This window comes from Bradyrhizobium sp. 44, from assembly GCF_023073095.1.
GTDB lineage: Bacteria > Pseudomonadota > Alphaproteobacteria > Rhizobiales > Xanthobacteraceae > Bradyrhizobium.
This window is the reverse complement of record NZ_JADPIY010000016.1, coordinates 765,510-782,546: the sequence shown is the minus strand read 5'-3', so window position 1 is coordinate 782,546 and position 17,037 is coordinate 765,510. Positions and strand designations below refer to the sequence as shown.

Annotated in this window: 22 protein-coding genes; 9 read left to right on the top strand and 13 right to left on the bottom strand. The window is 63.9% G+C overall.

The genetic code is table 11. The features are described from left to right. The 3 genes from IVB41_RS20240 to IVB41_RS20230 all read right to left on the bottom strand — a co-directional run bounded on the left by IVB41_RS20240 (position 1) and on the right by IVB41_RS20230 (position 2,633). Positions 1 to 684 carry a substrate-binding domain-containing protein gene (locus tag IVB41_RS20240; RefSeq protein ID WP_247434211.1) on the bottom strand — a complete coding sequence of 228 codons (684 nt, stop codon included), beginning with the start codon at positions 682 to 684 and terminating at the stop codon, positions 1 to 3. A gap of 18 nt (positions 685 to 702) precedes the next feature. Continuing rightward, positions 703 to 1,404: a GrlR family regulatory protein gene (locus IVB41_RS20235; protein WP_247434208.1), complete on the bottom strand. Its 702-nt coding sequence runs from the start codon at positions 1,402 to 1,404 to the stop codon at positions 703 to 705. Positions 1,405 to 1,598: 194 nt separating this feature from the next. After that, positions 1,599 to 2,633, bottom strand: coding sequence for a glutamine synthetase beta-grasp domain-containing protein (locus IVB41_RS20230; RefSeq protein ID WP_007591833.1), 1,035 nt, complete (start codon positions 2,631 to 2,633; stop codon positions 1,599 to 1,601). 458 nt (positions 2,634 to 3,091) lie between these two features. Here IVB41_RS20230 and IVB41_RS20225 point away from each other — a divergent pair, with 458 nt between their 5' ends. The 7 genes from IVB41_RS20225 (at position 3,092) to IVB41_RS20195 (ending at position 6,776) form a co-directional block, all read left to right on the top strand. After that, positions 3,092 to 3,373, top strand: coding sequence for a DUF2735 domain-containing protein (locus IVB41_RS20225; protein ID WP_407062488.1), 282 nt, complete (start codon positions 3,092 to 3,094; stop codon positions 3,371 to 3,373). A 167-nt stretch (positions 3,374 to 3,540) separates the two neighbouring features. Further along, positions 3,541 to 4,284: a tyrosine-protein phosphatase gene (locus tag IVB41_RS20220; RefSeq protein WP_247286341.1), complete on the top strand. Its 744-nt coding sequence runs from the start codon at positions 3,541 to 3,543 to the stop codon at positions 4,282 to 4,284. A gap of 40 nt (positions 4,285 to 4,324) precedes the next feature. Continuing rightward, entirely contained in the window at positions 4,325 to 5,005 is a 681-nt protein-coding gene (locus IVB41_RS20215; RefSeq protein ID WP_247434872.1) for an SDR family oxidoreductase, read from the top strand. Positions 5,006 to 5,058: 53 nt separating this feature from the next. Beyond that, positions 5,059 to 5,256 carry a hypothetical protein gene (locus tag IVB41_RS20210; RefSeq protein ID WP_027569729.1) on the top strand — a complete coding sequence of 66 codons (198 nt, stop codon included), beginning with the start codon at positions 5,059 to 5,061 and terminating at the stop codon, positions 5,254 to 5,256. Then, positions 5,253 to 5,495, top strand: a complete 243-nt coding sequence (locus tag IVB41_RS35910; RefSeq protein ID WP_247434205.1) for a hypothetical protein — start codon at positions 5,253 to 5,255, stop codon at positions 5,493 to 5,495. The genes IVB41_RS20210 and IVB41_RS35910 overlap by 4 nt, the downstream gene beginning before the upstream one ends. Positions 5,496 to 5,690: 195 nt before the next feature. Then, positions 5,691 to 6,443, top strand: coding sequence for a DUF2161 domain-containing phosphodiesterase (locus IVB41_RS20200; protein WP_247434201.1), 753 nt, complete (start codon positions 5,691 to 5,693; stop codon positions 6,441 to 6,443). Positions 6,444 to 6,470: 27 nt separating this feature from the next. Beyond that, positions 6,471 to 6,776 (top strand): hypothetical protein, encoded by a 306-nt coding sequence (locus IVB41_RS20195; RefSeq protein WP_007591844.1) that lies wholly within the window; start codon positions 6,471 to 6,473, stop codon positions 6,774 to 6,776. A gap of 68 nt (positions 6,777 to 6,844) precedes the next feature. Here the strand turns inward: IVB41_RS20195 and IVB41_RS20190 are convergent, their stop codons facing one another. The 7 genes from IVB41_RS20190 to IVB41_RS20160 form a co-directional block, all read right to left on the bottom strand. Continuing rightward, entirely contained in the window at positions 6,845 to 7,474 is a 630-nt protein-coding gene (locus tag IVB41_RS20190; protein WP_007609461.1) for a GNAT family N-acetyltransferase, read from the bottom strand. 150 nt (positions 7,475 to 7,624) lie between these two features. After that, positions 7,625 to 8,026: a PaaI family thioesterase gene (locus IVB41_RS20185; protein ID WP_027569725.1), complete on the bottom strand. Its 402-nt coding sequence runs from the start codon at positions 8,024 to 8,026 to the stop codon at positions 7,625 to 7,627. A gap of 172 nt (positions 8,027 to 8,198) precedes the next feature. Continuing rightward, the gene (kynU, locus tag IVB41_RS20180) at positions 8,199 to 9,401 is read right to left on the bottom strand and encodes a kynureninase (protein WP_247408481.1); all 1,203 of its coding nucleotides are present in this window, start codon (positions 9,399 to 9,401) and stop codon (positions 8,199 to 8,201) included. A gap of 20 nt (positions 9,402 to 9,421) precedes the next feature. Then, positions 9,422 to 10,261, bottom strand: coding sequence for a tryptophan 2,3-dioxygenase (gene kynA, locus IVB41_RS20175; protein WP_027569723.1), 840 nt, complete (start codon positions 10,259 to 10,261; stop codon positions 9,422 to 9,424). A gap of 33 nt (positions 10,262 to 10,294) precedes the next feature. Then, entirely contained in the window at positions 10,295 to 11,104 is an 810-nt protein-coding gene (locus tag IVB41_RS20170) for an alpha/beta hydrolase (RefSeq protein ID WP_247434198.1), read from the bottom strand. A 253-nt stretch (positions 11,105 to 11,357) separates the two neighbouring features. Further along, complete coding sequence (locus tag IVB41_RS20165) at positions 11,358 to 12,635, bottom strand: ArgE/DapE family deacylase (RefSeq protein ID WP_247434195.1); 1,278 nt, start codon at positions 12,633 to 12,635, stop codon at positions 11,358 to 11,360. A 54-nt stretch (positions 12,636 to 12,689) separates the two neighbouring features. Then, complete coding sequence (locus IVB41_RS20160) at positions 12,690 to 13,415, bottom strand: pyridoxamine 5'-phosphate oxidase family protein (RefSeq protein WP_247434190.1); 726 nt, start codon at positions 13,413 to 13,415, stop codon at positions 12,690 to 12,692. A 74-nt stretch (positions 13,416 to 13,489) separates the two neighbouring features. Here IVB41_RS20160 and IVB41_RS20155 point away from each other — a divergent pair, with 74 nt between their 5' ends. Together IVB41_RS20155 and IVB41_RS20150 are read left to right on the top strand one after the other, a co-directional pair. Continuing rightward, positions 13,490 to 14,947, top strand: a complete 1,458-nt coding sequence (locus tag IVB41_RS20155) for a PLP-dependent aminotransferase family protein (RefSeq protein ID WP_247434187.1) — start codon at positions 13,490 to 13,492, stop codon at positions 14,945 to 14,947. A 67-nt stretch (positions 14,948 to 15,014) separates the two neighbouring features. After that, positions 15,015 to 15,263 carry a DUF6719 family protein gene (locus IVB41_RS20150; protein ID WP_027517580.1) on the top strand — a complete coding sequence of 83 codons (249 nt, stop codon included), beginning with the start codon at positions 15,015 to 15,017 and terminating at the stop codon, positions 15,261 to 15,263. A gap of 3 nt (positions 15,264 to 15,266) precedes the next feature. On the opposite strand, the gene IVB41_RS20145 is transcribed toward IVB41_RS20150, so the two are convergent. The 3 genes from IVB41_RS20145 to IVB41_RS20135 form a co-directional block, all read right to left on the bottom strand. After that, entirely contained in the window at positions 15,267 to 15,629 is a 363-nt protein-coding gene (locus tag IVB41_RS20145; RefSeq protein ID WP_247434183.1) for a hypothetical protein, read from the bottom strand. A gap of 35 nt (positions 15,630 to 15,664) precedes the next feature. Then, a complete protein-coding gene (locus tag IVB41_RS20140) occupies positions 15,665 to 15,829 on the bottom strand; it encodes a hypothetical protein (RefSeq protein ID WP_007591870.1) in 165 nt (54 codons plus the stop codon). Between the two features lie 659 nt (positions 15,830 to 16,488). Further along, on the bottom strand, positions 16,489 to 17,037 hold the full coding sequence (locus tag IVB41_RS20135; RefSeq protein ID WP_027569715.1) for a CreA family protein: 549 nt from the start codon (positions 17,035 to 17,037) through the stop codon (positions 16,489 to 16,491).

The following is a 17,037-nucleotide window of genomic DNA, read 5'->3' as shown; positions in this document are numbered from 1 at the left end:
TCAAGGCTCCAGCCCCGATTGGCGCAGCACGGGGATGACCTCGGGCGATGCCAGATAGCGCAGCAGCCGGTCCGCGGCGTCGGCGTGCTCGGCGTTGGCCATCCGGCCGGCGGAGAACACGGCCGGCGTTTGCAGATCGTGCGGGACCGGGCCGACCACCTCGATGCCTTCGACCTGCTTCAGCTCGCTGATCTGCTGCACAGCGAGGTCAGCTTCGCCGCTCACGAGCCGCTCTGCGGTAAAGCCTTGCTCGACGATGGTGGCTTTGGCGTTGATCTCTGCCGCGATCCCCATCCGGACGACCAGCTGGGCGAAGTACACGCCGCTCGCGCCCAGCCGCGAATAGGCCACGGACCGCGCCGCCAGCAGCGTGTCGCGCAGCGCGGATGCGGTGGCGATGTCGGGATGTGCTTGCCCTGCCCGCACCGCGATGCCGACGAAGGAGCGTGCGAGGTCGGCTGCGTTCCCTGAGACGACGCGGCCCTCGCCGATCATCTCGTCGAGCCCTTCGCGGGTGAGGATCACGAGATCGGCGGCCTCGCCGTCCCGCAACCGTTTGAGCAGCGCCAGAGTCGGCGCGAAGTCGGCGTCGATGCGGACGCCGGTCGCGGCCTCGTGCGCGGAGGACAGGCTGCGCATCGCGCCCATCAGGCCGAGCGTCGAAAGCATGCGAATTGTTTCCATCAGCGATTCCCGTGGCGATCAGGCGCGGTGCATCAGCTTGAGCGCGGCGGTCAGGCGCAGGCTGCGCTTGCCGGCGAGCGCCGTTGCCTCCAGGACCGCCTCCTCGGCATCATAAGTGCCGGAGAAGCCGATGCCGACCTCGTGGCCGCCGAAGATCGGATCGTCGTTGGCCGGCGTGTGCTCCTGATTGAGGATCTGGCCCTTCCAGCGCCCGTTGGCGGCGGTGTAGCTGCCGAGATAGTAGAACGATGCGTCGCCGCCGAGGATGCGGCCCTTGTTGAGCAGCATCACGCCGGTGAGACCGCCGTCGACGCCGTCGAGCATGCGCAGATGCACCGAGTAAAGCCCGTCGGCGATGCCGGCCTCGCCGACGCCGCCGGCGATCGGCATCTCGTCTTCGGTGATCGGCGTCATCAACGACTGAAAGGGTACGCCGGGCAACTCCTTGAGCTCGCCCTTGAAGCGATAGAGATCGCCGTCGGCCCAGCCCTTGGCCAGCAGGGTCGCATCGTCCGTGCCCGCCATGGCGCGATAGGTCGGATCGGGGTTGTGGCGGACGGTGTTGATCACGATGTCGACGCCGGCTTCGGTTTTGGCGTAGGTGCCGATATGGGCGAAGGCCGAATTGCCGCCGAGCATCTTGCCGTTGCCAGCATGCATCACGCTCCGGCCGACCCCGTCGCCGAGCTGAAATCTCACCTTGTAGAAGCCTTCAAACACCAGCCGTCCCCGGCCCTGCACGCATCCAGGCGCACTCTATCCCGCTTTCGGCGGCGATGGACAAATTTCCCGCCATGACGTCCGAGGGGTCTCCGCAACGGCTGTCATCAGAATGAAAAATCCGCCGAAGCCTTTCGGCTTCGGCGGATCGAAGTCCAACCCGGGCCAGCCCCCCAGCCCGGGCCGGGAGGATCTTAGGCGGCGGCCTTCTTGTCGGCCGGCACGGAAGCGATCGTCTTCAGGATCTGCGAAGCGATCTGGTATGGGTCGCCCTGCGAATTCGGACGACGGTCTTCCAGATAGCCCTTGTAACCATTGTTGACGAAGGAGTGCGGCACGCGGATGGAAGCACCGCGATCGGCAATTCCGTAGCTGAACTTGTTCCAGGGCGCGGTCTCGTGCTTGCCGGTCAGACGCTTGTCGTTGTCCGGGCCGTAGACGGCGATGTGGTCCATCAGGTTCTTGTCGAACGCCGCCATCAACGCCTCGAAGTACTCCTTGCCGCCGACCGTACGCATGTACTCGGTCGAGAAGTTGGCGTGCATGCCGGAGCCGTTCCAGTCGGTGTCGCCGAGCGGCTTGCAGTGGAACTCGATGTCGATGCCGTACTTCTCGGTCAGGCGCAGCATCAGGTAGCGGGCCATCCACATTTCGTCAGCGGCCTTCTTGGAGCCTTTGCCGAAGATCTGGAATTCCCACTGGCCCTTCGCGACTTCCGCGTTGATGCCTTCATGGTTGATGCCGGCAGCCAGGCAGAGGTCGAGATGCTCTTCGACGATCTTGCGGGCGACGTCGCCGACGTTCGAGAAGCCGACGCCGGTGTAATACGGACCCTGGGGCGCCGGATAGCCGGAGGCTGGGAAGCCGAGCGGACGGCCGTCCTTGTAGAAGAAGTATTCCTGCTCGAAACCGAACCAGGCGCCGGAATCGTCGAGAATGGTGGCGCGCTTGTTGGTCGAGTGCGGGGTCTTGCCGTCGGGCATCATGACTTCGCACATCACGAGCACACCGTTGGTGCGGGCGCCATCCGGGAACACCGCGACCGGCTTCAGCACGCAATCGGAGCTGTGGCCTTCAGCCTGCTGGGTGGAGGAGCCATCGAAGCCCCAGAGCGGAAGCTGCTCGAGCGTCGGGAACGACGCGAATTCCTTGATCTGAGTTTTGCCGCGCAAGTTCGGAGTCGGCGTATATCCGTCGAGCCAGATGTACTCGAGCTTATACTTGGTCATTGAGCCTCTCTGTAGATGATGCGAAAGGTGGGGGCCGCAGGCCCCCGCACGATTGTTTACCCGGCCAACATCGGCCGACCCTTTCCAAGCATTTAACGTGCCAAAAGGCCGCAGCGCGGGAGGTTTTCCACCGCCGCCGGCCCCCTCTCCCTCCCGGCGGATCGGCCAGTGCGCCGTGCGTCATAGCGGCGCACCTTTGGTGAAGCTGCATCGCAAAAATCCCGCGGAAATCGCCCGATTCTGGAGCAGGCAGGCCCGGGTCTGAGGTTGCCGGCTAAACGCGCATCAACGTCCGGCAATATTCGCCAAGTCTGCGCCCGTCGCCCGCAACCTTCGCAACGGCCCACGCGTTAGCCACCCGAGCGCTGCCTTAGAGGAAGCAGAATGCAGTCTGCCTACAAAATAGGCCAAGGCTGATTTCCTTTTCAGCACTTTGCATTTCGGAATGCACGGCCGATATGGGGATTCCAGTAACCACAAGCCAACGAGTCGGGCGCACCATGGAGGCCAGCGCTGCGATCTCGGGAGATACCGCAATGATGAACAATGGACTGAGTCACGGATCTGCACAGATCTACCAATTCCCTGTCGGGGGCCGCTCGGCTCTCGGGGGGCGCCGCAACGGTGAGACCGGCCTTCCCGCCAACCACGCCTCGCTCCCCGTAAACGAGACGATTTGCAGCGGCAGCTGGTACCATCAGGAAGCAGTCGATGAAGCCAAGCCGAAATGGGATCGCTGATGCCTGCGTTCGGTTCAATACCGCCGCGGTCTCTCAATGCCCGGCGTCAGTCGAAAAAGGGTCGAAACAACGGTGTTTCGGCCCTTTTTGATTCCGGACTTGATTGCGGGATCATATGGTCGCACAGGCGGTCACCGACCGCTTCAGATGCGTGACAAGACACCTCCATGAAAGACTCCCCTACCCGCCATCTCGCCCTGCAAGGCGCCAGCAATTTTCGCGACCTCGGCGGTTATCCGACCGCAGATGGCCGCACCACGCGCTGGCGGCACATCTTCCGCTCCAACCATCTCGGCCAGCTCACTGCCGCCGATGTCGAGATCGTCCGCGCGCTGGGCGTGCGCAGCGCCTTCGATTTTCGCGGCGTCGAGGAGCGCGCGGCGGGTGTCTGCGGGGTCAGCGAGATCGCCGTGCACTCACTGCCGATCGAGCCGACGGTCGTGGCCGCGCTGCGCGCCGAGGTCGCCAGAGGCAGGCTGACCGCGCCGGTCGCGCTCGAACTCATGCGCGAATCCTATCGCAACTACGTCCGCCACAACACGGCCAGTTTCCGCAACCTGTTCGGACATCTCCTGGAGGACCGCGCGCCACTGGTCATTCATTGCACCGCCGGCAAGGACCGCACCGGCTTTGCCAGCGCGCTGATCCTGCATGCGCTCGGCGTCGCCGACGAAATCATTGCCGAGGACTACCTCTTGACCAACCGGCACTACAAGCGCGACGCATCAAATGTCTCCGATCTTCCCGCCGATGTTCTCGACGCGATCGGCACCGTCGAGGCCTCGTATCTTGCCGCTGCTTTCGAGGCCGTCGGTAGCGAGTATGGCGATCTCGAAACCTACTTGCGCGACGGTCTCAAGCTCGGCACAGCGGAACGGACCGCACTGAAGGCGCGCTATTTGCAATCGTAAGCGGGAATAAATCCTATACGGCCGTGCCGGGAGAACGATGATGCAAGGCAAGGTTCTGATCGTGACCGGAGCACTCGGCGCACTTGGAAAAGTCGTCGCCGAGACGGCGCAGTCGCGCGGCGCGCGCGTGGCCGGCATCGACCATGCGCCATCGCAAATCTCCGCGACGCCTGAGCGCATCGAGATCGGCGGCGTCGATCTGTCCGAGGCGGCACAAGCAAAGACGGCGGTCGCGGTGGCGGCAAGACACTTTGGCAAGGTCGACGTGTTGGTCAACATCGCCGGTGGCTTCGCCGCCGAGACCGTGGGCGACGGCGACGTCAAGACGTGGCAGCACATGCATGCGCTCAACCTGCTGACGGCGCTCAACGCCTCACACGCGGCGCTGCCCCATCTGGCCGCGTCCACAGCCGGCCGCATCGTCAATATCGGCGCCATGGGAGCGCTTCAGGCCGGCTCCGGCATGGGGCCCTATGCGGCGTCGAAAGCCGGTGTCCACCGGCTCACCGAGGCGCTGGCGAGCGAGTGGAAAGGCAAGGTGACCGTGAACGCGGTGCTGCCCTCGATCATCGACACCAAGGCGAACCGCGCCGACATGCCGAAAGCCGACTTCGCCAAATGGGTGACACCGCAGGAGCTCACCGAAGTCATCCTGTTCCTCGCCAGCGATGCCGCCAGCGGCGTCACCGGCGCGCTGATCCCGGTCGGCGGGCGGGTGTAGGTTCAACTGCCGCCCACCTTTTCTAAACCTTCCTGCATTGCTATATTCGAACCATGACAACGGAAGATATCGAGCAAGCGGTCGAGCGACTTACGCCTGACGAATTGGCCCGGTTTCGTGCATGGTTCGAGCAGTTCGACGCTGAACGCTTCGATCAGGTCCTGGAGCAGGATATCAAGGCGGGTAAGCTCGATCAATTTGCCGAGGAAGCGCTGAGCGATTATCGCGCCGCCCAAACGCGCGACTTGTGAAGCACACAGCTTCCACGAGATTCTGGAAGGCTTATGAGGCATTGCCCGTCAATGCTCGGCGGCTCGCCGATGCCAATTTCAAGCTGCTGAAGAACGACCCAACGCATCCCTCGCTTCAATTCAAACGGGTCGGACGATTTTGGTCCGCCAGAGTCGGCCTACGTTATCGCGCCCTCGCTATCGAGTCTGATGGAGCCTGCGTCTGGTTCCGGATCGGCTCGCACGCGACCGTCTCATAGGCTAAAGGCGTCAATCCGGCACCCAAGAGCCGGAGATTGCCTTTGAAACGGATGCTCTGCTCGCCGGTGAGTGCGATTTTCTCGCCAACAGCCGGATCATCGGTTCCCGATCAAATGGCGCAGAGCCCCAAGCCCGTTCCGGGCTAAACTGCCGCAACTGATTCTCCGATCGGACGTGACACCCGGAAGCTTTCTTTGGAAACCACGCTCTATCTGCCTGTCAAACGCTTCCTCGAAGAGCTCGGCTTCACGGTCAAGGGCGAGATCGGCGGCTGCGATCTCGTGGGCCTCAGCGCCGGCGATCCGCCGGTAGTCGTGATCGGCGAGCTCAAGCTGAGCTTCAATCTCGAGCTGATCCTTCAGGCGGTCGATCGTGCACCGGCCGGCGACGAGGTCTGGATTGCCGCAAAGATGTCGGTGCGCGGCAAGGGACGCGAGACCGACGCGCGCTATCGCAATCTCTGTCGCCGCCTCGGCTTCGGCATGCTCGGGGTGACCGACCGCGGTCAGGTCGAGGTGCTGGTGAAGCCGCCGACGGCAGCGCCACGCCGCGAGCCGAAGGTCCGTTCGCGCCTCGTCGCAGAGCATCAGCGCCGCCAGGGCGATCCGGTGCTGGGCGGCAGCACGCGCGCGCCGATCATGACGGCCTATCGGCAGCAGGCGCTGGCCTGCGCCTCGGAGCTTGCGGTAGGCCCGCGGAGGGTGAGCGAATTGCGCCAACGCTGTCCCGATGCCGGCAAGATCATGCTTAACAATGTGTATGGCTGGTTCGAACGCACCGAGCGGGGAATCTACGGGCTGACGGAAGCTGGCCACGCGGCGCTGAAGCGCTGGCCACAACAGCGGGTCCAGTTGTTGCCGGTGACGCGTCACCACCTGACGCCCGACCGGTGCATAGCTGAGATGCCACACCGATTTCATATTGCAATGCAACATAGACAGCACTAGGTATCCCGGCATCGAAACGAGGCCGTTATGAACGCAGACTGGAATACCAAATATGGCACGCGGCGCGTGCGCCACGATCCGCCGACCCTGGACGAGGCGATCTTCGCCGCCGTCGGCATCACCGACGATCAGGAGCAGCAGGCTGAGATCGCCGCAGCCCTGATGGGCATGCCGCTCGATGTCGTCCAGGCAGAGGTCAAGAAACAGGTTCGCACCAACAGCCGCATCACCTCGACCCGCGTGATCGCCGGCGAACAGGGCGCACAGCGCTCGGTGGTGGTCGAACGCCGTGTCGTGCGCCGCTTCGGCAACGACAAGCGCACCGGCACCTGAGCTCGCTATTCTGAATACAAAAGCGGACCGGTTTTGCCGGTCCGCTTTTTTGATTCCAATCGGCTTTTTCAGGCGGCGCGATTGCCGTAGATGCTGGAAATGATCTTCCAGCAGGTCGAGTTGAAGCTGATCAGAGCGCGGCCGGCCGCGAATGGCGAGGCCGCGAGATCAGCGAGTTCGTCCTCGGGCGCCTTGGCGAGATCGATCGTACCGGTCGATTCGCCATGACGGAATTGCAGATGCGCGCCGAACTTCCTGGCGAGCGCCCGCATCGCGTGATTCTCGGCGCCGGTGGTAATACGCAGGCGCTTGTAGCCTTTCCAGCGCGCTTCCGCGATCAGGCGGCTGAACAGCACGGTGCCGACGTTCTGGCGCCGCGCCGAGGCTTCCACGCTGAAGGCGACCTCGGGCAGCGAATCGCCCTCGGGCGGATGCAACTCGGCCGCCCCGCGGACCACGCCGTCGACGATATAGGCGACGATCACGGTGCCGTCCTCGGCGCAACGGGCGGCGTAACGCTCGATGAAACTGTCGTCGAGAAAACCGTTGAAGCGGTCGTGCCGGCTTTCGGCATCAAGCCTCAGCAGGTGATCGCGCAAGAGCGGCAATTCTTCCTGCTGGCTCAACGTGCGCACGTAGCCCTGAACGGACTTCGGGCGGCTGGTTACTTCAAGTCCAAAATCTGCTGCGAGTGACAAGTCAAAACTCCTCTTGGTGTCCCTCGAGGAGGCGTTCGAATCCCTAGGCCTCCAATATTGTGCATCGCAACAAATTTTTCAAGACGGGAACCTGCCAAAGTTTCGGGCATGGGAGGCGACTCATTCGTTAACAAAATCAAGCCCCCGTATTCATACGAGGACCAGCTGGGTCTGCGTCACCACGGCGACCAGCTTGCCGTCCTCGGTCTCCAGCCGGGTGGTCCAGACCTGGGTTCGCCGGCCTCTGTGGACTGGGGTGGCGGTCGCGATCACCGTGGTTCCCTCCTTGGCCCCCCCGATAAAGTTGGTCTTGCTCTCAAGCGTGGTCGTGCCCTTGGCGTCCTCCGGGAGATTGATCACGGTGGCCGCCGCGCCGACGGAATCGGCCAGCGCCATCACCGCGCCGCCGTGGATGGTGTGATGAAGCGTGCAGAGATCGGGCCTGACCGTCATCCGCGCCACCACGCGATCTTTCCCGGCCTCGACGAACTCGACGCCCTTGAGTTCGGCAAACGGCATCTTCATTGCTTTAAGCTTCTCGAGCGGCGTCATCGGATCTCCTCCCAAATCATTCTGCTCACAGGGTGAATTGCTCCGCGCGGCAAAGCAATGACGTCCGAGGTCGTCATTGCGAGCGCAGCGAAGCAATCCAGAAATGTATCCGCGGAAAGATTTTGGATTGCTTCGCTGCGCTCGCAAGGACGGGGGAGACAGCCTTCGTACCTCACGTTACCGCATTCACCACCTGATACTCCGGCCGCCGCCAAATCTCGCCCGCGATCACCTCCTCGATGAACTCGGCTGCCTTCATCACCTCGGCCTCGCCAATATACAGCGGCGTGATGCCAAACCTCATAATGTCAGGCGCGCGGAAATCGCCGATCACGCCGCGGGCGATGAGGGCCTGCATCGCAGCGTAGCCGCCTGCGAAGGCGAAGGAGACTTGCGAGCCGCGACGCTCATGCGTGCGCGGCGTGACGAGCTTCAAGGACGGACAGCGGCGTTCGACCTCGGCAATCAGGAGATCGCCGAGCGCCAGCGAACGCGCGCGGACTTCCCTGATATCGACGCGGTCCCAGATGTCGAGCGAAGCCTCCAGCGCCGCCATTGCCAGCACCGGCGGCGTGCCGACGCGCATGCGCTCGACACCGCCCGCGGCTGCATAGGCAAGCTCGAACGCGAACGGCTTTGCGTGCCCCATCCACCCCGACAAAGCGGCTCGCACGCTGTCGGCGTGGCGCGGCGCGACGTAGAGGAAGGCTGGCGCGCCGGGACCGGCGTTGATGTATTTGTAGGTGCATCCGGCGGCGAAATCAGCGCCGGTGCCTGCAAGGTCAACCGGCAGCGCGCCGGCCGAATGCGCGAGGTCCCATACCGTGACGATGCCGAGCGCATGCGCTCTTGCAGTCAGCTTCGCCATGTTGTGGCGCCGTCCGGTGCGGTAATCGACCTCGGTGATGTAGAGCACCGCGATCTCCTCCGACAACGACGCCTCGATCTCCTCCGGCGCGACCAGGCGCAATTGATGGCCACGGCCGAGCGTCGCGATCAGGCCTTCGGCCATATAGAGGTCGGTCGGAAAATTACCGGTGTCCGACAGGACGACCTTGCGCGATGCGTTCATATCGAGCGCGGCGGCGAGCGCCTGATAGACCTTGAGCGACAGCGTATCTCCGACCATGATGGAGCCGGCTTCCGCGCCGATCAGTCGCGCGATGCGATCCCCGACATGACGCGGCTGGGCATACCAGCCCGCTGTGTTCCAGGCGCGGATCAACTCATCGCCCCACTCGGCGGTGATGACGCGACTGACGCGCTCGGCCACGCCAAGCGGCAGCGCGCCGAGCGAATTGCCGTCGAGATAGATGACGCCGTCGGGCATATGGAACAGCGCTTTGGTGTCGTCGTAAACGCGAAGCTTGGTCATCGAATTCTCTACGGAAATCTCTACAGGATCGTGCGCACGCGCCAGAGCTCGGGAAACAGCTCGACCTCCAGCATGCGCTTGAGGTAGCTGACGCCGCCGGTGCCGCCGGTGCCGCGCTTGAAGCCGATGACGCGCTCGACTGTCGTCACATGGTTGAAGCGCCAGCGCCGGAAATAATCCTCGAAATCGACCAGCTTCTCGGCCAGCTCGTAGAGCATCCAGTGCGTTTCCGGCGCTTCGTAGACGATACGCCAGGCCTGCAGCACACCTTCGTTGAAGCTATGGGTCTCGCGAACATCGCGCGCCAGCACGGCCGCAGGCATCTTGAGCCCGTTGCGGTCGGCGAGCCGCAGTACCTCGTCATAGAGGCTTGGCGTCGCGAGCTCGGCTTCGAGCAGCTGCGTGGTTTCCAGATCGTGCGCGTGCGGCTTGAGCATGGCGTGGTTGCGGTTGCCCAGCAGGAATTCGATCAACCGGTATTGCCGCGACTGGAAGCCTGAGGACTGGCCAAGCTGCGAGCGGAAGCGCGTATACTCGCTGGGCGTCATGGTGCGCAGCACGTCCCAGGCGCCGTTGAGCTGCTCGAAGATACGCGACATCCGTGCCAGCATCTTCATCGCAGGCTGCACTTCATCCTTCGCGATCGAACGACGTGCGGCGCTGAGCTCGTGGATGGCGAGCCGCATCCAGAGTTCGGTGGTCTGATGCTGGATGATGAACAGCATCTCGTCATGCGCTTCCGACAGCGGATGCTGCGCACCGAGGATCGCGTCCAGCGCCAGATAGTTGCCGTAGGACATGCGCCGGGCGAAATCGGTCTCGGCGCCTTCGCTTGCGGGATCGTATTCGCTGGACGTCATGGCATGCCCTTTCGATCGATCTTTAAGGCCTCCTCAGTCGAGGCCGATCAGGCGCGCGGTGATTGGCGACGACGGCTCCTTGAGGGCGTCGATCACGGTGAAATGGTTCAGCCCGGGATCGACGACAAGACGCGTCGGCACGTCGAATCCAGTCCAGACATTGGCCACCAGATCGGACTGGCGGATGAATTCGGGCCGCTCGTTGCCACCGACCCAGGCGGTCACGGGTGAAGGCCCGCGCGGCAGATGCAGCGCCGCGCTTTCCAGCGTCGCCTCCTCCATCGTCATGCGCAGGGTGTCGTTCATCCTGGTCTTGAGCAGCGGACGCAGATCATGCAGGCCGCTGATGGACAGCGTCCCGGCGATGCGGTTGAAGACGGCGGGCTCCAGCCGGCTGTCGTCGCACAGCATGCGCGTAACGAGATGCCCGCCCGCGGAATGGCCGGCGAGCCGGATCGGTCCCGCGACGAGCGCGGCCGCCTTGGCGATCGCTACGGTGATTTCCGCCGTAATGTCGGAGATGCGCGCGGCCGGCGTCAGCGTGTAGCTTGGCAGTGCCACCGTCCAGCCGTGATGCCGCGCGCCTTCGGCGAGATCAGTCCACGCCGATTTGTCGAAGCGCATCCAATAGCCGCCGTGGACGAAGACGACGAGGCCCTTGCTGTCGCCGTCGGGCAAGATCAGGTCGAGGCGCTGGCGCTCGCCGGGGCCATAGGCGATGTCGGCGCGAAACTCCTTCAGTCCGGCGCGATAAGCCGCCGCGCGCTCCGCCCACAGCGCCGGTATCTTGTCCGAGCCCGGGATATGGGCCGAATTGGCGTAAGCGTCATCCCAATCGCGCATCGTGACTTCCTCGACGGACTCAAGACCTTGTGGACCTGGCGCCAGTCTGCCACCGGCGCGGGCGGCGTCCTAGTCTTTAGTTTAAGCTTAAAGGATTTTGGAACGCCGGTGGATTGGGCAGCTCCCGTCATTGCGAGGGCAGCGACTTGTCCGCCGAAGCTTTAGCGAAGGCGGAAGCAATCCAGTCTGCCTCCGCGGTGGCAGTCCGGATTGCTTCGTCGCAAGGGCTCCTCGCAATGACGACGGAAGGCCCCTACCCCTTCTCCACCCCGCACCAATCCGCGATGAACAGCGCCATGGCCTTGGTCGTCTTCTTCAGCGATTGCAGATCGACATATTCATTGAAGCCGTGCATCTCGCCGCCACTCGCGCCGAAGCACAGGCTCGGGATACCGTGATTGAGGCCGTAGAAGCGCGTGTCGGTGAGCGCGGTGAAGACGAGGTCTTCGATTTGGCCGCCATAGACGGCGCTGAAGGCCTTCCCGAACGCGGCTTCCGGCGCGGCGGCGTCGGTCAGCTCATAGCCTTCCGACAAGAAGCCCGACCATTCGACCTCCGGGGGATTATTGGCGAGGAAACGATGGTTGCGCGCGGCAGCCGCAACGCAAGCCATGATCTCCTTCTGGTGATCGGCGATCGACCAGCCCGGCAACACGGCAATCCGGCAATCGACGTCGCACCAGGCCGGCACGCTGGAGGCCCAGTCGCCGCCCTTGATGATGCCGGGGTTGAAGTTGATGGGATGGTTCAGCGTCTTGAAGTGACGATCGGCTTTCGCCCGCTCGTTCCACTCGATCTCGAGTTTTTGCAGCGCCTGGATCAAATGATAGGCCGCCATGATTGCGTTCGCGCCGGAGCCGGCGAAGGCGACGTGGGTCGGATGGCCCTTCACGCGCAGGCGGAACCAGATCACGCCGACCTGCGAGCGCACCATCTTGCCGCCGGTCGGCTCAGGAATGAAGCAAGCATCCGCGCGATAGCCGCGCTGAAGCGTCGAGAGCGCGCCGACGCCGGTGCTCTCCTCCTCGATCACGGACTGGAAGTGAATCCGCGCCGTCGGCCTGAGGCCCGCGGCCTTGATCGCATCGAGCGCGGAGAGAGCTGCGATGGTGCCCGACTTCATGTCGCAGGCACCGCGACCGAACATCTTGCCGTCCTTGATGACGGGCGAGAACGGCGGGGTGTCCCACAGTTCTAGCGGGCCGGCCGGTACGACGTCGCAATGGCCCTGGAGGATCAGCGATTTGCCCGCCTCAGTTTTGGGCCGGTACGTGCCGACCACAGTGCGCGCCTTCGAAAAATCGTGCTCGATGGGCCCGAAGCCGCGCAGATCCTTGAGGTCGTCGACATCGATGTGCCAGTCGTCGACCTCGTAGCCGCGCACGCGCAGGAGGTCGCCGATCATGTCCTGGCACGGTCCCTCCGCACCGCGAGTCGAGGGGATCGCGACGAAATCGCGTGTGGTCGCGAGTTGGGCTTCGAAGCCGGCATCAACGGCGTCAAGAATCCTCTGCTGCGTTTCGGCATTCATCAGGCAACTCCAATCGGGCATTGAGATCATCGATGGAGCGCAAGCTAGCCGATTTCAGCCGTTCGGGTACTCTGCAAAATAGGCATCCCGCAATGCATCTTCGAGCAGCCGGCCCTCCGAATAGCCATTCAGTGTCGCCGGTCGGCGCACGCCCTCAAGCAGCCGCGGGCAAGGCTCCGGCGCGCCGAGCACGGTGCGTACCGGGATGCGCTCGGCATAGATCGGCAATTCATAGTCCTCGTCGTCGTCGGCGACACCCTTGGCGCGGACTTTCGCGGAGGCCTCCTCGATCTCCATCGCGATAAAGGAGGTCGCCTTGATCTCCTGCGTGTTGCTCGCCCGCAGGCTCGCGGTGCGGTCCGGGAAGAAGCGATCGACCATGGCGATCACCGCGCGATCCTTCTCCTCGGGATCGGTGACGAGATAGGCGGTGCCGAATGCCATCACCGCGCGGTAGTCAGCCGAGTGATTGAATCCGCAGCGCGCCAGCACCAGGCTGTCGAGATGGGCGACCGTCAGGCACACACGCTCGCCCCGGGTCTGGTTGCGCAGCATGCGGCTGGCGCTCGAGCCGTGCCAGTACAGCTTCGTCCCTTCACGCCAGAAGAAGGTCGGCGTGCAATAGGGTTGGCCGTCGATCGCGTAGGAGACGTGGCAGAGCATCGAGGAATCCAGGATGCGATGAACGGTGTCGTGATCGTAGAAGCCGCGGTCGTGACGGCGCTTCACCTGGTTGCGCGCGGATGTCGGATAGGAATTTTGGTTCTCGGTCTGGCTCACGGCCGCTCCTGTCGGATTGGATCACTTCCAGCGCAGTTGTAGCCACGGATTTGGTCTGCGATAGTGCCAATTCCATGCGAAAAATTCCGACCAATTCCGTCTCCTCGCCGGCCAAAGCCGAGCTGCCGCTCGACCTCGCAGGCCCGCACATCACGGCTGGCGCCTCGTCGGCGCACCGGCTGTATCAGGCGCTGTGCGAGATGATCGTCGGCGGTCTGGTGAAACCCGGCGAGCCGCTGCCGCCGTCGCGCACGCTGGCCAAACAGACTGGCTTTCGGCGCAATGCCGTCGTCACCGCCTATGAGCGGCTGATTGCCGACGGCTTTGCCGACGCCACCGTCGGTTCCGGCACCTTCGTCGCCGCGCGCATCCCCGCGCGCGCAGCCGAGCCGAAGCGGCCGAAGGTCAGCGTCGAAACGCCGGGGCAAGGCGCGTTTTCGCTCGGCTGCACCCATATCGACGCGCGCGCCGTGCAGCGTTTCCGGGCTTTTGTCGGCCGTCGCATGCGCGCCTTCGGCGCGGAGCATCTGCACTATGGCGATCCCCGTGGCAGCCGCGAGCTGCGTGCGGCGATCGCCGATCATCTGTTGTCGGCGCGGGGCCTGCGCTGCGATCCCGATCAGATCATGCTGACGTCGGGCACGCTGCACGCGCTGCGCATCGTGCTGAGCGCGATCCTGAAGCCCAACGACCAGGTCTGGTGCGAAGACCCCGGCTACCCCGCTGCGCGGAAAACCATCGCGCATTGCGGCTATCGTGCCGTGTCCGTTCCCGTCGACGCGCACGGCATGCGTGTCGCCAAAGGCCGCGCAGCGGCGCCGTCCGCGCGCGCAGCCTATGTGACCCCGTCGCACCAGTTTCCGCTGGGTGTGCAGATGTCGATGCCGCGGCGGCTCGAGCTGCTGGACTGGGCCAGGCAGGCCGGCGCCTTCGTGCTGGAAGACGATTACGACAGCGAATTCCGTTACGACGGCGCGCCGCTGATGTCGCTGGCCGGCATCGATCACCTCCAGCGGGTGATCTACATGGGCACGTTCGCCAAGACGTTGTTTCCGGGCCTGCGCATCGGCTATTGCGCCCTGCCCGAGCGCTTGATTGCGGATGTCACCGCCGCGCGGGCCGCGCTCGACCGCTTTCCCGGCACGCTGATGGAGGGCGCGGTGGCCGACATGCTCAATTCCGGCGCGTTCGCGGCGAACCTGAAGCGCGTGCGCAAGCTTTACCGCGAGGCGCGCGACGCGCTGGCCGGGACGCTCGAAGCCGAATCCGAGGGCGTGCTGTCGGTGCCGGTCCCATCACAGGGTCTGCATCTTGTCGCTCGGTTCGATCCCTCGGTCGATCTGGCTGTGGCGGCAGACGCCAAGCAGGCCGCCGGCGCCGAAGGCTGGCTGTTGGCCGACACCTATTCACGCGCGCGTCCTCTTCCCGGTTTCGTGCTGGGATTTTCCGGCCACGCGGTTCCGAAGCTCGTCGCATCCGCCGAGCGGCTCGCGCGGGAATCGCGAGCGGCCTTGCGTGCCCGGCGGGCATGACGAACGCTCACTATGAGAATCGGCTGCCGCTCTCTACATTGCGGCATCGATGCCGGGAGCTCACACCATGCTGCTACGCCGCGCGACTTGCCTCTCGCTCCTGATCTTCATCGCACTCGCCGCGACCGCGCGCGCAGGCACGGTCGGACGCGAGCAGGACATCGTCGATCTCAAGCTCGGCCAGCGCGTGCAAGTGGACGACGGAACCTGTCCCGCCGGACAGGTCAAGGAAGTGCGCGGCGCCAAGATGACCGACAAGGGCGTCGCACGGACGAGCACCTGCGTGTCGCGGTTTGGTCCGAAATCAAAGCGATGAGCGCTACTTCGCCGGATCGAACATACATTGCAGGGTCGGCTTGGCGATCTTGGTGAAGGTCGGGCCGATTTCGGTCTGCTTTGCGGCCGGCACCCAGTCGGTCTCGATCGTCGGCACCCCGGTCTCGCTGATGCCGCGCAGCAGGGCCTCGCGGAGATCGCGATCCTCGACGACGGCGGCAGCATGATCGTGCAGGCAGCCGCAGACCTCTTCCGGATGCTCCCATCGCCCGAGCATGCGCGGCGCGCATTGCCTCACGAACTCGGTACGGGGATCGGGTAATCTGGAGGGAGAGCGCACCTGCGCCTGAACGGCACTGATCGTCAGAAGGAATATGAACGCCGCAGCTAAGGTACGAACAATCATGATGGCCTTTATCGGCTGATTTTTCTTGTTGGCGATCAGAAGCGCGCGGCAACCACGATCGGCTGCGGCGCCGGGGTCATGATCGGCGAGCCGCTGTACTGGAAAGTACCGATGCCTGGGACATTGCCGTCCGGCGAGCCCGCGAACGAGGAGCCGGCGAGCACGAAAGCGAAAGCAAGGATGAGGCTGAGCGTGCGCATGGACTTGTCTCCTAATTCTCTGGCCGGCGTGCGCCGTCGTCGTTGTGAGGTTGATAACCATGGGCGGTTTCGCGCGTGATGCGCCAAAGCCGGAAAATGGTTTCATCTCCGTGAGAATTGTTTCGTCCCGCTCGGGGCGACGACATATTCGAGGGAAAATCTCAATCTTTTCAGATGGGTCGTGCGGCCGCCCAATGTGGCTTGGCAGGTTCCGTGCGCGCTCGACTGCGCGCCGGAATGCTGGCGCCGTCATGATCCCGCCTCACACCCTTCACATGCGTTTTACGTTTTTGTGCTGAAGAGAAGCCGAACGACGGCTGGGCCCCGTCGAACCGGGGGCGCTTCGACGGCGACCCAAGCTATCGAGACCGAGACGCCCGGAATCACCGAGCGCGTTCATGTGAGGAACGGCCATCATGACGGCGCAGAATCGCGCAACGACGCGCGATGCGGACCAACGAACGGACCGCCGGGAGCAACGGTCTGTTCGCAGCAGCGCCAATTCGCCTGGCGAAATGGCGCTGCAATCGAGCCGTGGGTTTGAGGCCACACCGCAATCATTCGTGCGGCTGACCGGCTCGCATCTTGCAAAACCGCGCGCCAGCCGCGCTGACATCACCGAGTGAACGCAAACGCGTCAGTGAGTGAACGCAAGAGCGTCACTGAGTGAAGAACTCTCCGCACTTCTGGACGTTTGCGTCCGCCGGTCCCCACGGCATGACCGGGACGGTCGAGGTCGAGTTCTTCGGCGAGCCCTCGATCAGCCTGTCCGAATAGACCATGTAGACCAGCACGTTGCGCTTGGCGTCACAGCCGCGCACGATCTGCATCTTCTTGAAGAACAGCGAGCGGCGCTGGCGGAACATGTCGTCGCCCTGCTCCATCTTGTTCTTGAACTTGATCGGGCCGACCTGACGGCAGGCGAGCGAAATGTCCGAGACCTCCTCGGCAAGGCCCAGCCAGCCCTTGAAGCCGCCCTTCTCCGGCACCGTGAAATGACAGGCCACGCCCTCGACTTCAGGATCGTCGAGACCATAGGTCGCAAGCTTGTCGTTCGGGCTCATCCATTTGAACACGGTCGAGCGGCGGAAGATCAGATCCGGCTCGTCCGCGGCGGATGCGGACGCCGCAGGCACGGTCAGCGCCAGGAGAAATAAAGCGAGGCCTTTCAAGCGGATGCTGGAAAGACTGGGGAAACGAGATGACAT

Coding starts and splice junctions, on each gene's coding strand:
- IVB41_RS20210 (WP_027569729.1), top strand. CDS start 5,059: ATGACAACGGAAGATATCGAGCAAGCGGTCGAGCGACTTACGCCTGAC.
- IVB41_RS20135 (WP_027569715.1), bottom strand. CDS start 17,037: ATGTCATCTCGTTTCCCCAGTCTTTCCAGCATCCGCTTGAAAGGCCTC.
- IVB41_RS20165 (WP_247434195.1), bottom strand. CDS start 12,635: ATGAATGCCGAAACGCAGCAGAGGATTCTTGACGCCGTTGATGCCGGC.
- IVB41_RS20150 (WP_027517580.1), top strand. CDS start 15,015: ATGCTGCTACGCCGCGCGACTTGCCTCTCGCTCCTGATCTTCATCGCA.
- IVB41_RS20240 (WP_247434211.1), bottom strand. CDS start 684: ATGGAAACAATTCGCATGCTTTCGACGCTCGGCCTGATGGGCGCGATG.
- IVB41_RS20155 (WP_247434187.1), top strand. CDS start 13,490: ATGCGAAAAATTCCGACCAATTCCGTCTCCTCGCCGGCCAAAGCCGAG.
- IVB41_RS20230 (WP_007591833.1), bottom strand. CDS start 2,633: ATGACCAAGTATAAGCTCGAGTACATCTGGCTCGACGGATATACGCCG.
- IVB41_RS20215 (WP_247434872.1), top strand. CDS start 4,325: ATGCAAGGCAAGGTTCTGATCGTGACCGGAGCACTCGGCGCACTTGGA.
- IVB41_RS20220 (WP_247286341.1), top strand. CDS start 3,541: ATGAAAGACTCCCCTACCCGCCATCTCGCCCTGCAAGGCGCCAGCAAT.
- IVB41_RS20225 (WP_407062488.1), top strand. CDS start 3,092: ATGGGGATTCCAGTAACCACAAGCCAACGAGTCGGGCGCACCATGGAG.
- kynU (WP_247408481.1), bottom strand. CDS start 9,401: ATGACCAAGCTTCGCGTTTACGACGACACCAAAGCGCTGTTCCATATG.
- IVB41_RS20195 (WP_007591844.1), top strand. CDS start 6,471: ATGAACGCAGACTGGAATACCAAATATGGCACGCGGCGCGTGCGCCAC.
- kynA (WP_027569723.1), bottom strand. CDS start 10,261: ATGACGTCCAGCGAATACGATCCCGCAAGCGAAGGCGCCGAGACCGAT.
- IVB41_RS20140 (WP_007591870.1), bottom strand. CDS start 15,829: ATGCGCACGCTCAGCCTCATCCTTGCTTTCGCTTTCGTGCTCGCCGGC.
- IVB41_RS20170 (WP_247434198.1), bottom strand. CDS start 11,104: ATGCGCGATTGGGATGACGCTTACGCCAATTCGGCCCATATCCCGGGC.
- IVB41_RS20185 (WP_027569725.1), bottom strand. CDS start 8,026: ATGACGCCGCTCGAGAAGCTTAAAGCAATGAAGATGCCGTTTGCCGAA.
- IVB41_RS20145 (WP_247434183.1), bottom strand. CDS start 15,629: ATGATTGTTCGTACCTTAGCTGCGGCGTTCATATTCCTTCTGACGATC.